Origin of the sequence: Blautia coccoides (assembly GCF_034355335.1) — a bacterium.
Classification (GTDB): Bacteria; Bacillota; Clostridia; order Lachnospirales; family Lachnospiraceae; genus Blautia; species Blautia producta.
In genome coordinates, this window is record NZ_CP136422.1 from 1,003,841 (window position 1) to 1,018,690 (window position 14,850).

11 protein-coding genes are annotated in these 14,850 nt (G+C 46.9%); 10 read left to right on the forward strand and 1 reads right to left on the reverse strand.

Annotated features, from left to right (window positions below; genetic code table 11):
- Positions 1–7: 7 nt before the first annotated feature.
- The 9 genes from BLCOC_RS04355 to BLCOC_RS04395 all read left to right on the forward strand — a co-directional run bounded on the left by BLCOC_RS04355 (position 8) and on the right by BLCOC_RS04395 (position 11,899).
- Positions 8–1,921 carry an NAD(+) synthase gene (locus BLCOC_RS04355; protein WP_115624525.1) on the forward strand — a complete coding sequence of 638 codons (1,914 nt, stop codon included), beginning with the start codon at positions 8–10 and terminating at the stop codon, positions 1,919–1,921.
- 26 nt (positions 1,922–1,947) lie between these two features.
- Positions 1,948–3,042 carry an alcohol dehydrogenase gene (locus BLCOC_RS04360; protein ID WP_115624526.1) on the forward strand — a complete coding sequence of 365 codons (1,095 nt, stop codon included), beginning with the start codon at positions 1,948–1,950 and terminating at the stop codon, positions 3,040–3,042.
- A 102-nt stretch (positions 3,043–3,144) separates the two neighbouring features.
- A complete protein-coding gene (locus BLCOC_RS04365) occupies positions 3,145–4,125 on the forward strand; it encodes a Gfo/Idh/MocA family protein (protein ID WP_174717642.1) in 981 nt (326 codons plus the stop codon).
- Between the two features lie 85 nt (positions 4,126–4,210).
- Positions 4,211–4,765 carry a hypothetical protein gene (locus BLCOC_RS04370; RefSeq protein WP_115624527.1) on the forward strand — a complete coding sequence of 185 codons (555 nt, stop codon included), beginning with the start codon at positions 4,211–4,213 and terminating at the stop codon, positions 4,763–4,765.
- A 324-nt stretch (positions 4,766–5,089) separates the two neighbouring features.
- Positions 5,090–7,153 carry a glycoside hydrolase family 31 protein gene (locus BLCOC_RS04375; protein ID WP_115624528.1) on the forward strand — a complete coding sequence of 688 codons (2,064 nt, stop codon included), beginning with the start codon at positions 5,090–5,092 and terminating at the stop codon, positions 7,151–7,153.
- A gap of 19 nt (positions 7,154–7,172) precedes the next feature.
- Entirely contained in the window at positions 7,173–8,189 is a 1,017-nt protein-coding gene (locus BLCOC_RS04380) for a LacI family DNA-binding transcriptional regulator (protein ID WP_115624529.1), read from the forward strand.
- Between the two features lie 381 nt (positions 8,190–8,570).
- Positions 8,571–9,905 (forward strand): ABC transporter substrate-binding protein, encoded by a 1,335-nt coding sequence (locus tag BLCOC_RS04385; RefSeq protein WP_115624530.1) that lies wholly within the window; start codon positions 8,571–8,573, stop codon positions 9,903–9,905.
- A gap of 96 nt (positions 9,906–10,001) precedes the next feature.
- A complete protein-coding gene (locus BLCOC_RS04390; protein ID WP_018597778.1) occupies positions 10,002–11,042 on the forward strand; it encodes a carbohydrate ABC transporter permease in 1,041 nt (346 codons plus the stop codon).
- Positions 11,042–11,899, forward strand: coding sequence for a carbohydrate ABC transporter permease (locus BLCOC_RS04395; protein WP_018597779.1), 858 nt, complete (start codon positions 11,042–11,044; stop codon positions 11,897–11,899). The genes BLCOC_RS04390 and BLCOC_RS04395 overlap by 1 nt, the downstream gene beginning before the upstream one ends.
- A gap of 99 nt (positions 11,900–11,998) precedes the next feature.
- Here the strand turns inward: BLCOC_RS04395 and BLCOC_RS04400 are convergent, their stop codons facing one another.
- Complete coding sequence (locus BLCOC_RS04400; RefSeq protein ID WP_115624531.1) at positions 11,999–13,054, reverse strand: Gfo/Idh/MocA family protein; 1,056 nt, start codon at positions 13,052–13,054, stop codon at positions 11,999–12,001.
- A 262-nt stretch (positions 13,055–13,316) separates the two neighbouring features.
- On the opposite strand from BLCOC_RS04400, the gene BLCOC_RS04405 reads away from it, so the two are divergent.
- The gene (locus BLCOC_RS04405; protein WP_115622538.1) at positions 13,317–14,492 is read left to right on the forward strand and encodes an IS110 family RNA-guided transposase; all 1,176 of its coding nucleotides are present in this window, start codon (positions 13,317–13,319) and stop codon (positions 14,490–14,492) included.
- The last annotated feature ends 358 nt before the right edge of the window (positions 14,493–14,850 follow it).

The following is a 14,850-nucleotide window of genomic DNA, read 5'->3' on the forward strand; positions in this document are numbered from 1 at the left end:
GTACAATATGAGAGATGGTTTTATCAAAGTGGCGGCCGCGACACCGGATGTACTGGTAGCAGACTGTGCACATAACAGGCAGGAGATTGTGGAGAAGGCCAGGGAAATGGCCAAGAACGGTGCGAAGATCATAGTATTCCCGGAGCTTTGTCTGACAGGCTACACCTGCCAGGATCTGTTCTGGCAGGGCACTCTTTTACACAGGGCGGAGGAGGAGCTGAAGACGATCCAGAGAGAACTTCAGGATACAGACGGACTGATCTTTATCGGTCTTCCCCTGAAGCATAAAGGCAAGCTCTACAATGCGGCGGCAGTTCTGAACCGGGGCAGGATACTGGGATTTGTCCCCAAACACCATCTGCCGAATTACGGTGAATTTTATGAGGCCAGATATTTTGTGCCGGGCCAGGCCTTTGACGGGTATGTGGACTGGCAGGGCGAAAAGGTTCCCTTTGGCCAGAACCTGCTGTTCCACTGTGTGGAAGTACCCGGGCTGTGTGTGGCGGCAGAAATCTGTGAGGATTTGTGGGCACCCAATCCCCCCAGCATTTTTCATGCCATGGCAGGAGCTTCTCTTATTGTCAATCTCTCAGCCAGTGATGAGACCACTGGGAAAGATGCCTACCGGAGAGAGCTGGTGAGCGGACAGTCTGCGCGTCTCATATGCGGATATGTATATGCAACCGCAGGCAACGGAGAATCGACCCAGGATCTGGTGTTCGGCGGTCAGAACATGATCGCGGAGAACGGCACGATCCTGCGGGAGGCAAAACGCTTTGCCAATGAGATCATTTACGGGGAAATTGATGTGGATCGCCTGGAAAGCGAGAGAAGAAGGATCTCCACCTGGCAGCCGGAATCCAAGGAGGAGTATACCCAGATTTATTTCCATGTGAAGGAGGAGCAGACGCCTCTGTCCCGTTTCTTTGACCCCAGCCCCTTTGTACCGGACGACAAAAATGACAGAGACAGAAGATGCGATGAAATCCTCACCATACAGGCCATGGGACTGAAAAAACGTCTGGATCATACGGGATGTAAAGCAGCAGTCCTCGGCATTTCCGGCGGTCTGGATTCCACCCTTGCCCTGCTTGTGACAGCCAGGGCTTTTGACCTGTGCGGTCTGAGCAGAAGCCAGATCACGGCTGTGACTATGCCCTGCTTCGGCACCACGGACAGGACTTATACAAATGCCTGCGAGCTTACCAGAAGGCTGGGAGCTGATTTGCGAGAGGTTGACATAAAAAAGGCGGTGCTGCAGCATTTTGAGGATATCGGCCACGACTATGAGGACCACAGCGTGACCTTTGAAAATGCCCAGGCAAGGGAGAGGACCCAGGTTATCATGGATATTGCCAACAGCTGCGGCGGTCTGGTGATCGGAACAGGGGATCTGTCAGAGCTGGCGCTTGGGTGGGCAACCTACAACGGGGATCATATGTCCATGTATGGAGTGAATGGTTCGGTGCCGAAAACCCTTGTCCGTCATTTGGTGCGCTATTACGCGGATACCTGCGGGGAGGCAGAGCTGGCGGCAATCTTGGAGGACGTGCTGGATACCCCGGTAAGCCCGGAGCTGCTTCCGCCCAAGGATGGTGTTATTTCCCAGAAGACAGAGGATTTGGTGGGGCCGTACGAGCTGCATGATTTCTTCCTGTACTATATGATGCGTTTCCAGTTTGGTCCGGCAAAAATCTACCGGATAGCCAAGATCGCATTTGCCGGTATGTATCATGACGAAGTGATACTGAAATGGCTGAAAAAGTTTTACTGGAGATTTTTCTCACAGCAGTTCAAACGCTCCTGCCTGCCGGACGGACCAAAGGTGGGAAGTGTGGCAGTATCTCCCAGAGGGGATCTGCGCATGCCCAGTGACGCGTCTGTGAGGATCTGGATGGATGAGTTAGATACTCTTGGATAGAGGTGGAGGATTTGCAGAGAGATAATATGCGTGCTGTTGTATATCAGGGAAACGGCAGAGTGTCCCTGGAGGAACGCCCCGTTCCTGTGATCCAGGATGCCGGGGATGCCATAGTAAAGGTAACACTTACAACCATATGCTCCAGTGATATCCACATTAAGCACGGGGCCGTGCCCAGGGCAGTGCCGGGAACTGTTCTGGGGCATGAGTTTGTAGGCGTTGTGACAGAGATTGGAAGCTCAGTGAAAAAAGTGAAGCCCGGGGACAGAGTGGCAGTCAATGTGGAGACCTTCTGCGGGGAGTGCTTTTTCTGCAGACGGGGGTTTGTGAACAACTGCGAGAATGAGAACGGGGGCTGGGCCATGGGGTGCCGCATAGACGGAGGACAGGCGGAATACTGCCGCATTCCCTTTGCGGATCATGGCCTGACCAGGATACCGGACCATGTGACGGATGAAGACGCGCTTTTTACCGGGGACATACTTTCCACAGGCTACTGGGCTGCAAAACTGGGGGAAGTGAAACCGGCGGATACGGTTTTGGTCCTTGGAGCCGGCCCGACGGGACTTTGTACTATGATGTGTGCCCGTTTATACAGCCCTGCGAAGATCATTGCCATAGATATTGATGAAAGCAGGCTTAAGCTGGCAAAAGAGCAGGGGCTTGCCGATGTGGTCATATGTTCCGTGGAAGAGACCTGCCGCCGTGGTGCCGAAGACTATGCGGATGCCGCGGGAAAAGTACAGGAGTATGTGGTGCAGCGTGTCCTGGAGGAGAGCCATGGAAGGGGCGCTGATGTGGTATTTGAGGCCGCAGGCGGGACAGATACCTTTGAGACTGCATGGAAGACAGCCAGGCCAAACGCGGTGGTGGTGATCGTTGCCATGTATGAGAAGGATCAGATCCTTCCTCTTCCCCGGATGTACGGCAGGAACCTGACCTTTAAAACAGGCGGTGTGGACGGCAGTTATTGTGAGGAGATCATGGAGCTTCTGGCGGCGAAGAAGCTGGATACAGGCTGTCTGATCACCCACAGGACCCGTCTGGAAGATATCATGAAGGCATATGAAGTATTTGAACAGAAACAGGACGGCGTGATAAAATATGCGGTGAAACCATAAAGAAGCGGCAGGTGAAGACTTGCCGGTATATGAGAGCGCGGAACCATAGATGAAGTGAAACCATAAAGAAGCGGCAGATGAAGACCGCAGGAGGAGACTGGTATGCAGAAGATCAGAGTGGGTGTATTGAGTACAGGAAATATCGCAGCGACCATGGCCAAGACACTTGGTTGTATGGAGGATGTGGAGATGTACGCAGCGGCTTCCAGATGCCTGGAAAAGGCGGAGGCCTTTGCTGAAGAATACGGCTTTGAAAAAGCCTACGGTACATATGAAGAGATGGCGGCAGATGAAAATGTGGATTTGGTTTACGTGGCAACACCGATCTCAGAACACTGTGCTAATGTAAAAATGCTGTTGGAAAACGGCAGGAATGTCCTGTGCGAAAAGGCATTTGCCGTAAATGCACGGGAGGCCAGGGAAATGACAGAGCTTGCAAAAGAAAAGGGGCTGCTTCTGGCAGAGGCCATGTGGGTCAGATATATGCCCATGGCAAAGACGCTGCAGGAGATCATCTCTTCCGGCGCCATTGGAAGACCCTATACCCTGACTGCTAACCTGGGGTACCTTTTGGAGAGTATTCCGAGGATGATGAAGCCTGAGCTGGCAGGCGGTGCCCTGCTGGACGTTGGCGTCTATACCATGACGTTTGCCTCCATTGCCTTTGGAGATGATATTTCGTCCATTGACACTTCAGTCATTATGACAGACACAGGAGTGGATGCACAGAGCAGCGTAACTCTCAGTTACCCGGATGGGAAGATGTCTGTGCTGAACAGTTCTCTGCGTGCGCTTTCTGACAGGCAGGGGATCATTTACGGGACAAAAGGTTTTCTTGTAGTGGAAAATATCAATAATTTTGAATCCATCACGGTCTACAATGAAAACCGTGAAGTGACTGCCCGATATGAACAGCCCAGGCAGATAAGCGGCTATGAGTATGAGGTGAGAGCCTGCAAAATGGCCATTGAAGAGGGACTCTGTGAATGCCCGGATATGCCGCACAGCGAGACTATCCGCATCATGGAGCAGATGGATGCTGTCCGTGAAAAATGGGGACTTCACTATCCCATGGAAAAATAATAAAATACAGATTGACTTTTCCCTACTGCAAATGTAGTATATATATAAATACTACATTTGTAGAGAAAAAGGGAGGAGTACAATAATGATAAGAAAAAGAGGGGCTGTCTTTGCTGCAGTCTTGGCTGTGCTTCTGTTTGTCAGTGCCGGTTTCACGGGATGTTCTTCAAAAGAGAACGGCAAGTCAGAAAAAGAGGAGCAAACCAGGGAGGAAACCGGGAAAGAGGAAAAAGCAGACACTGCAGATAAAAAGAAGGAACCGGTGTCTGTGACGGCACCTGAAAAAAGTGATGCCAGCCGGGAACCGGGAAAGGATTCCGGCGAAGCAAAGAGCAGTCCCAATGCACCGGAAACATCTGACCCGAAAGACAAGGGAACCAACAGCGGAGAACAGGAGATGCCGGAACAAAAGGAACAGAATACTGACTCTGCGGATACTGTCTCAGATGATGATCTGACCATTGAGGAGTATGTGGAAAAATACGGGGAAGAGAAAGCCCTGGAGAAATACGGTGAGGTTCCGTTTAATAAGTATTATTTAAGACAAAAAGAAGCCAGGGAGAAGGAAGCTGAGCAGCAGGAAAATGAGATACTTGAATATTCCGGTACTGTAGATGAGAATACAGACGGAGTACAGTGAGTCTTAAAGTTAAGAGACAGAGCAGACAATGGGGAGCGTACATGAGTGTACGTTCCCCATTTTACTGCGAGAAAAAGTTTTGGCGGAAAAATTTTTTGAGCCTCACTGCTGAATATTGAAATCTCACGGATGTACCATTTTGACTAAAGGAATTACATGAATTTTATGTATAAAGACGAATGAGAAATAGAAATGTAATAAAATATGCCATAATAAATCAATGTAGTATTGTACATTATATTAATTATGCGCAAAAGGTATTGCGACGAAAATACACATATGCTATGATGTCAGAATAAATATGGAGAACCAGGAGGAACAGACATGATACGGAAATATACATACGGAAATCCTTTCTGCACGGACGCGGTTGTAAAGGAGATAACAGCGGAAACGGAGACGCTGCCCTATCTGAAAAGGACAGAGCAGGAGGGCAGGCTCACATTTTCCTGCAGACTTGGAGAAAAGGACCTGGTGTACGGACTGGGTGAAAATGTGAGGGGTATCAACAAGAGGGGATGGCTTTACAAGAGCTGCTGCGCGGATGAACCGAACCATCTGGAGGACAGACATTCCCTGTACGCATCCCACAACTTTTTAGTGATCGCCGGTGAGACAACCTTTGGCGTCTTTTTTGATTACCCGGGCATCATCAGCTTTGATGTAGGATATACCCATATGGATGAACTGGTGATCACTCTGGAAGAACCGGATGCGGATGTTTATATTCTGGAGGGCAGTGATATCCGGGGGATCATAAAGGAATTCAGAGGTCTCATTGGCAGAAGCTATATTCCGCCCAGATGGGCATTTGGATACCAGCAGAGCCGCTGGGGATATAAATGCGAGGCGGATATCCGTGAGGTGGCTGAGGGACACAGGAAGAACCATCTGCCCCTTGACAGCATTTACCTTGATATTGATTATATGGAGCGGTATAAGGATTTTACCATTGACCGGGAGCGTTTTCCTGATTTTGAAGGTCTGGTAGAGGATATGAAAGCGCAGAATATCCGTCTGGTGCCCATCATCGACGCAGGAGTGAAGGTGGAAAAAGGCTATCCTGTCTATGAGGAAGGCGTGGAAAAGGGTTATTTCTGCAAGGATAAGGACGGGAAGGAATTTATCGCAGGTGTTTGGCCGGGACAGGTGCATTTTCCTGATGTTTTAAATAAAAATGCAAGAGAGTGGTTTGGAAACCAATATCAGTTCTTACTGGAAAAGGGAATAGAAGGTTTCTGGAACGACATGAACGAACCCAGCATTTTCTTTGCCCAGGACCGCATGGATGACACCATCGACGCCATAGCTGCGCTGAAGGGAAAGAACCTGGATCTGGATACGTTCCAGAAATTCACAGGCCTGGTGGACGGTCTGGCAAATAATACGGATGACTTTAAAAAGTTTTATCACAACACCGACGCGGGAAATGTACGCCACGACAAGGTTCATAACCTGTTCGGCTACAATATGACCAGAGCGGCCGGGGAGGCGCTTGAGCGCCTGTGTCCTGACAAGAGGATCCTTATGTTTTCCCGCTCTTCCTATGTGGGAATGCACCGCTACGGCGGTATCTGGACCGGGGACAACAAGTCCTGGTGGCAGCATCTGCTTCTCAATCTGAAGATGATGCCGTCCCTGAACATGGTGGGAATCCTCTACACCGGTGCTGATATCGGCGGATTTGGTTCCGACACCACAGAAGATTTGGTAATGCGCTGGATCCAGCTTGCCATGTTCTCACCGCTTATGAGAAATCACACAGCGCTGGGGACCAGAATGCAGGAGGTTTACCAATTTGACCATGTGGAGCAGTTTGCCGGAACTCTGGGTATCCGCTACGGGCTGCTGCCGTACATTTACAGTGAATACATGAAATCTGCCCTTGGCGGGGATATGTATTTTATGCCCCTGTCCTTTGTATACACAGAGGACGCTTTTGCGCCACAGGTGGAGGACCAGCTCCTGGTTGGGGACAGCCTTATGATCGCGCCTGTTTATACACAGAACGCGGAGGGAAGGTATGTATATCTTCCTGAGGAGATGGCGCTGCTCCGTTTCCGCAGCCTGACGGATTATGATACGGAGATCCTTCCGGCAGGACATCACTATGTCAGGGCAGGCCTTTATGAAATGCTGGTATTTTTGCGCCCGGATAAGATCCTTCTGCTCTCAGAGGGCGGAGAGTGCACCGATGAAGTGGACACGGACCGGGTAAAGGCTGTTGCCTTTGTAAAAGAAGGTGCGTCTTATGAGTGGTACGAGGATGACGGAAAAGGGAAAGACTATGAAAACCCCGAAAATTATGGTAAAATTGTTATCGACAGAAGCGGTAACTGTACATATACAGGAAGCCGCAGAAAAGAGATCACTGCAGAAATACTGTAAATAGATTGGGGACTTTGGAATGATTACAATTAAAGAGATAGCCAATATGCTGAACGTGAGCACCACCACAGTGTCAAACGTTATTCACGGTAAGACAAAAGAGGTATCACCGGCCAACGTGGAGCGCATCCAAAAGGTTTTGGAGGAGTATGATTATATGCCCAACATCAATGCCCGTAATCTGGCCAGTAAGCGGTCTAAGATCATTGGTATGGTGGTCAAGGTCAATGGCAGAGAGAATCCGTTCAAGGACCAGTTTTTTGGAGAGCTTCTGGGCGCAGTGGAAGACCGTGTGAGGAGCAGAGGCTATAATCTGATGGTCTATGCACTGAATGATGTCCGGCAGGTTCAGAAATTTATCCTGTCCTGGAATATGGACGGACTGGTGACCTGTGGATTTGTGGAAGGGGAAATCGCCTATCTGCAGGAACGTTACAAAAAGCCCATTGTGATCATTGACGATTATGACACCAACGATCTGGAACACTGCATTAACATCCGACTGGAAGATAAAAAAGCAGTTTATGAGATGACAAAATATGTGATCGGATGCGGTCATAAAAAAATTGCTTTTCTTGCTGACAATAATATAAACCTGGACCATCAGCGGTATCTGGGATTCTGTCAGGCCATGGAAGAGGCCGGACTTTCGGGGGGCGAGGAAAATTTCCTGAAAATATGTCCGGGAAACGGAGGCGGGCAGAACAATCTGGAGGAGCTGTATGAGAGATCCTTTGCCTATACAGCCATCATATGCGCTTCGGATTACTATGCATCCATGCTTCTCAATACCCTTCAGGACAGGGGCAGGAAGATTCCGGATGAGATTTCTATAACCGGGTTTGATGACGTGGAATACGCCTCACTGGTAAGGCCGGCACTCACTACAGTGCGCCAGGATATCCAGGAAAAAGGACAGGTGGCAGTTGATATGCTTGTAAAAATGCTGGAGGGAAAGCCGGAAGACGCAGAGACACTGGTTGTCCTTCCCACACAGATGATCATTCGTGATTCTGTAAAAAAGATCAATAATTGAAAAATAAATTTTGATGCCGTATGGCCTGGAAAAAATCCGGGGTCATACGGCATTTTTGTTATATTCCTGGGTTCTGTCAGATATGCACAAGGGAAAAAAACTATCACAGCAGACGTCATACAATAAAGACTTATGCGCAAAAGTATAAAAATGTCGAAAGAGGCAAAAGAGGTTTTGCGAAAAACCTATTGTTAAAAATATACAAAAATTTAAGTGTTTATATAGGAAAATGGGAAGTAATTCTGTGAAAAATAGAGAAATGGCCATGGTGTGTTATAAAAAACATTGATTTTACGCGTAAGTGGTGGTAAGATACAAAACATCAAAACCTTATGCGCAAAAGGTATAAAAATAGAATCCTCAGAAAGGTTGGTAAAAGAAATGAAAAAGAAGATTTTAGCGGCATTACTTGCCGGAGCAATGACAGTGACACTGGGAGCATGCGGAGGAAATTCAGACAGTGGAAATGACAGCAGCACGGCCAATGACAGCACACAGGGGACGACAGATACAGCGGATGTGAGCAAAGACGCCATTCGTTTTATGAATACAAAAATAGAGATCGACGGAGCTTTGAAAGAATTTGCAAAGCAGTACCAGGAAGAGACAGGACAGGAAGTTGTGATCGAATCCCTGGGCGGCGGTGTAGATGTGAACGGACAGCTCAAAAACTACTATGCGGCAGGTAACATGCCGGACATCTTTGCGTTTGCTGCAGACTCCTACAAATCTTCTTTTAAAGACTGGCTGGAACCGCTGGACGGAGAGTCCTGGATCGAGGATACAGAGTATGCGTTTAAGGGAGAGGACGGAAAGGTATACGGTATGCCATTTGCCCTGGAAGGGATCGGTCTTGCATACAACAAAGATATCCTGGACAAAGCCGGTGTGGATCCGTCAACACTGACAAATATCAATGCCTACAAAGAGGCATTTAAGAAAATAGATTCCATGAAGGATGAACTGGGGCTTACATCCGTGTGTGCTGTGGCAGCGGAGTCAGGACAGATGTACTGGTCCACAGGTAACCACATGATGGCAGCTTACATTTCCCAGGAAAAAGACAGAACGGATAAGGAAATTATTGACAAGCTGAATGCAGGGGAGATTGACAAAGACAGAATGGGAGAGTTCGCAGACTGGCTTCAGCTTCTGTTTGACTACTCAGATCAGAACGTGCTGATCTCCGGTACATATGACGACCAGCTTGCACTGTGGGCAACGGGAAAAGCGGCATTTATCACACAGGGCAACTGGATCGACCCGTCACTGCCCACATATGAAGCTGAGTTTGCATGCGGACTGGCACCGGCTGCTTTCACAACAGCGGATACAGACGGTATCATTGTAGATGCACCGGCTGTTTGGGGCATCTACAATGAGAGTGATAAGATCGACGCCTGCAAGGAATTCTTAAAGGCACTGGCTGAGACCGAAGAGGGACAGAAAGCCCTGGTTGAGGACTGTGGAATGGTTTCCCCGTATAAATCCTGCACACTGGAACCGAGCACACCGCTTGCAAAGAGCATGCTTCCTTATATCAAGGACGGCAAAACTTATGCCTGGGACTGGCTGACACAGCCGGAAGGCATCGCGCAGAATGCCACAGGCGCTGTATTTGAGCTGTATGCCAAAGGACAGCTGGATAAACAGGGATTTGTAGACACCATGGAATCAGTGATCAAAGATTATGTAGCATCTAACGGAAGCAATTAACCAGTTTTACCGGCGGTTTTTCATAAGGATGTGTGCGGAAGGATCCGGGGCACATCCCGGGAGAACAGCCGGTAAATTTAAAAAAGGGGAAAAGGCATGAATGTTCAATTGAAAAAAACAATATCAATCTTTGCCATGGCTGCGGGAATTATAGGTATGGCAGCAGCTCTCTATATGGATTTTTCAGGCAGTGCATCCACGGTCAGAGGCCCGCTTCTCATCGCAGGAGCTGTGCTTGTGTTAGCCGGTGTCTACCTGCTTCCGACCAGAAAACACCGCTCCATAATCAATGTGCTGTTTTTGTTTCCACTGATCTTCGCGTTTGCGGTGACAGTGCTGATCCCGTTTGCCTGCGGTATTTTCTATTCCATGACAGACTGGAACGGAATCAAATTTGACAAGTTCGTGGGACTTGGCAATTACATCAGTATGTTTAAATCCAATGATTATATATATTCATTTGTAGTGACCTTTATTTTCACTGTTATCAACATGCTGGCAGTCAATCTGGTGGCGTTCGGACTGGCTCTTCTGTGTACATCTAAAGTAAAGGGCAGAAACTTCTACCGCGCGGCTTATTTTATACCGAACCTGATCGGCGGTATTGTTCTCGGTTATGTTTGGCAGTTTATTTTCAACAAGGTTATGACAACTGTAATTGAGGGCAGCACCTCCATGCTGACTGATCCCAATCTGGCTATTGCGGCGATCCTGATCGTGAGCACGTGGCAGTATGCGGGATATATTATGATGATCTATGTCACAGGACTTCAGAGTGTGCCGAAGGATATCCTGGAAGCATCCAATGTGGATGGCGCGAGTCAGATCACAACTCTGCTGAAAATCAAAGTGCCTATGATAGCCAATACCTTTACCGTATGTATTTTCCTGACACTTGTAAATTCGTTCAAGCAATTTGACTTAAACCTGGCGATCACCAACGGAGCGCCCAGCCGTATCTTGGCGGGAAAACCTGTACAGGCCACAGAGTTTCTGGCTCTGAACATATATAATACGGCTATCAGCAAGAACCAGTATGCGCTGGGACAGACGAAAGCAGTGGTATTCTTTATCATCCTGGCCATTGTGTCCCTGACACAGGTATCCATCAGTAAGAAGAAGGAGGTTGAAATGTAATGAAGGCACAAAAAATAAGAACCGGAATCGCAGAAATTATTGGTGTGATCCTTACAGTCATCATCCTGGCTCCCTTCCTGCTGGTCGTTGTGAACTCTGCAAAGAGCAGCGCGGATATCATTACAAGTCCCATTTCCCTGCCGGAGCACTGGGGACAGATCTTTACCAATCTGAGCAATGTAATACATAACCAGAATTTTAATTACTGGAATTCTTTCTTCAGCTCTCTGCTGATCACAGCAGTTTCCCTTTTGCTGCTGACTGTATTTTCCAGTATGGCTGCATGGGTTCTGGTGAGAAATAAGACCAAATGGTCAAGCTTCATTTTTATGCTTTTTGTATCAGCTATGGTTATTCCTTTCCAGGTGGTCATGCTGCCGCTGCTCTCCACATTCCGGGAAACCTCCAACTTTTTCGGGATTCAGATGCTGCAGAGCTATAAGGGGATCATATTCGCTTACCTGGGATTTGGCGGGTCCATGTCCGTGTTCATTCTGCATGGATTTGTGAAGGGGATTCCTTACGAATTGGAAGAGGCTGCGTGGATTGACGGGTGCAGTCCTGAGGGGACTTTCTTCCGGATCATTTTTCCGCTTTTGAAGCCTGTGCAGGTGACGGTTCTGATACTGAATGGTATCTGGATCTGGAATGATTACCTTCTGCCTTCCCTGATGCTGGGGCTGAACGGGCGGATCAAAACACTGCCGGTTGCGGTCAGCAGTTTTGTAGGCTCTTATGTGAAGCAGTGGGATTTGATCTTGTCAGCGGCGCTGCTTGCCATGATACCCATCATTATCCTGTTCCTGTTTGCGCAGAAACAGATCATACAGGGTATGGTGGATGGAGCCATTAAATAGAAGGGGATTTTGAAAATTATATAGTTTTGCTGAGTAAGACGCCGGATACGGGTAAATTCGTATCCGGCGTCTTCTTTTAGTGGAATGAACAGTGAGTATTTAGTTTTGTTCTGAAGAATGTTTTGATAAGTTGTCTGTGTTTACAACACACCCTTTTTCTGCGGATTCTAATGCGGCGAAGACTGCCTTCATGGATTCAAATGAAGATTCTCCGGAGATCAGAGGCGGGGTATTGGTGGTCAGGCAGGTCATCCAGGCATCTATGATGCCGGAACCGTTTTGGCCGGGGTTATAGTTTGTCATATCATAGTAAACCTGTTCTCCGGTCTGCTTTTCCAGAATGATGGGGTACTGTGGGTTACTGTTGATTTTCAGGATGCCTTTGGTGCCGTATATTACAGTGGACTTGTCTTCCTGGCCGTAGCAGGTCCAGCTTACCTCCATGGTTCCTATAACGCCTTTCCGGGTGCGGTAGATGCAGATGGCGTTGTCGTCTACATCAATGGGAGTTCCGTCAGGATTTTTTTTGTCCAGAGTCTCAGTCACGGCCACAGCGCTTTCGATCACATCGTCTAACAGATAATGGATCAGATCTGCCTTATGTATCCCCAGGTCAGCCATGGCGCCGAAAGCAGCGGATTTCTTGTCAAAGAACCAGACTTTCTGACGGTCTACCGTCCAGTTTTCGGGACCGGAATGGCGGAAATTCGTGCGGAAGCTTAAAACGTCTCCAATGGCACCGCTCTGAAGGACTTCTCTGGCTTTTACGTGAATGGGAAACAGTCTTTCTTGCTGGCCCACCATCAGATACTTTCCTGTTTCTTTTGCAGCGTTTACCATGGCCTGGCATTCCTCGTAGGTGACAGCCATGGGTTTTTCACACAGGACATGTTTTCCTGACTTTAATGCCTTTATGGAAATTTCGCAGTGTGAATGGTTGGCAGTGCAGATGCTGACTGCGTCAATGGCATCATCATTTAACAGATCCTCATAAGACTTATATGAGACTGCATGGTATTTTTCCGCGATCTCTTCAGCCCGTTTTTCATTAATGTCATATACCCCGTAAATACAGGCATCCGGATTCTGATCATATTCCGGGATATGACGCACCTGTGCAATTCTGCCGCATCCTATAATTCCAATGTTTATCAATGTTAGTTACCTCCTACTATTATATAAAGTCATAGTCTTTCTTTACCTTTTCTACAGGTTTGACTATGCTATTTTAAGATACTGTGGATTGGTTATCACCTCCTACCACTTGATGGTTTAAAAAAGGCTCCAACCACAGTCTCTTTGTTTATTTGTTAATCAGTTAGTTACCGCATGACGGTTTATCAAGAAGTAGGTTACGATTGCAAGGAGCCCTGTGGATCTTAAGACAGTATCAATACTTTATATCAGGAGGTCCTATATGATTTACGTAGGAATTGATGTCGCAAAAGATAAGCATGATTGCTTTATCACAAACTCTGATGGCGAAGTCCTTTTCAAGGCTTTTACCATCAAAAACAATCTCGATGGGTTCGACGAGCTTTATCAGAAAATAGAATCCGTTATGGAAGATGCTTCTAAAGTAAAAGTAGGCCTAGAAGCCACTGGACACTATAGTTACAATCTTCTCGGATATCTGCTTGATAAAGGTCTGGCCACCTTTGTTATCAACCCGTTACATACTAATCTGTACAGAAAAAGTCTAAGCCTTAGACAGACGAAAACGGATAAAGTTGATGCCCATACAATTGCTTCTATGCTAATGTCTGACGTGAACTTAAAGTCCTACTCAGACACATCGTATCACAACGAAGAGCTTAAGTCACTTACTCGCTATCGTTTTGATAAAGTTAAAGAACGCGCGAAGCTTAAAACATCTATATCCCGTCTTGTATGTATCCTTTTCCCTGAGTTAGAAAAGCTTGTTCCAACACTTCATCAGAATTCTGTTTATGAGTTACTCTACGAATTTCCTGGTGCAAAACAGGTAGCTAATGCACATCTCACAAGACTTTCAAATCTTCTTGAAACCGCATCTAAAGGCCACTACACAAAAGAAACCTCTATCGCTTTTAGAGAGGCTGCAAGAACCTCTATCGGTTCAAATATGCCAGCTAAATCGCTTGAATTAAAGCACACCATTAAGCTCATTAGAGAGCTAGATTCTGAAATCGAAGAGATTGAAAACGAGATTAAAGTCATCATGGATGAAATCAATTCTCCAATCCTTAGCATTCCTGGAATCAGCTATCGAATGGGTGCCATGATTATTGCTGAAATAGGTGACTTTAGCCAATTCGACTCTCCAGATAAGATCCTTGCTTATGCAGGAATGTCGCCTTCTACCTATCAATCCGGCCAGTTAGATAACTGTTATGCCAGAATGGAAAAACGTGGTTCTAGATACCTTAGATATGCTCTGTTTAATGCAACCGCATATGTTTGTCTATGGGATCCAACCTACAAGGCTTATCTTGCCAAGAAACGAGCTGAAGGCAAGCATTACTATGTTGCAATGTCTCACGCGACCAAGAAACTAGTTCGGCTAATTTATCATCTCGAACGCACTGGACAGCAATACCAAAAAGCAATCTAATTCTTCCAACATCATATCTTCTTGTCAGAGCATCATACTCGATGCTCTATTTGTCATGCAATTTTCAAGGTACTGATTGCGATGAATAAGTCATCGCCACTATACTCAAAACATCTCTGTTTTTGAAACTATTTATTGACTTTCTTTAATAGTTAGTCTTTTTTATATTCCATTTTAGAATTATAAGCCTTGAACAGAAGAAAAATATTTAATATTTTTACTGGAATGCTGTCTATTTTTACTATTTCCGTCCAGTGCTGCATCCAGCCTTCATATCCTGTTTATAGTAAGAGGATGAACGGTGCATCCAGTGGTAAAAATAGATAGGATTTCGGTAAAATAATTAAGAAAAGATTTA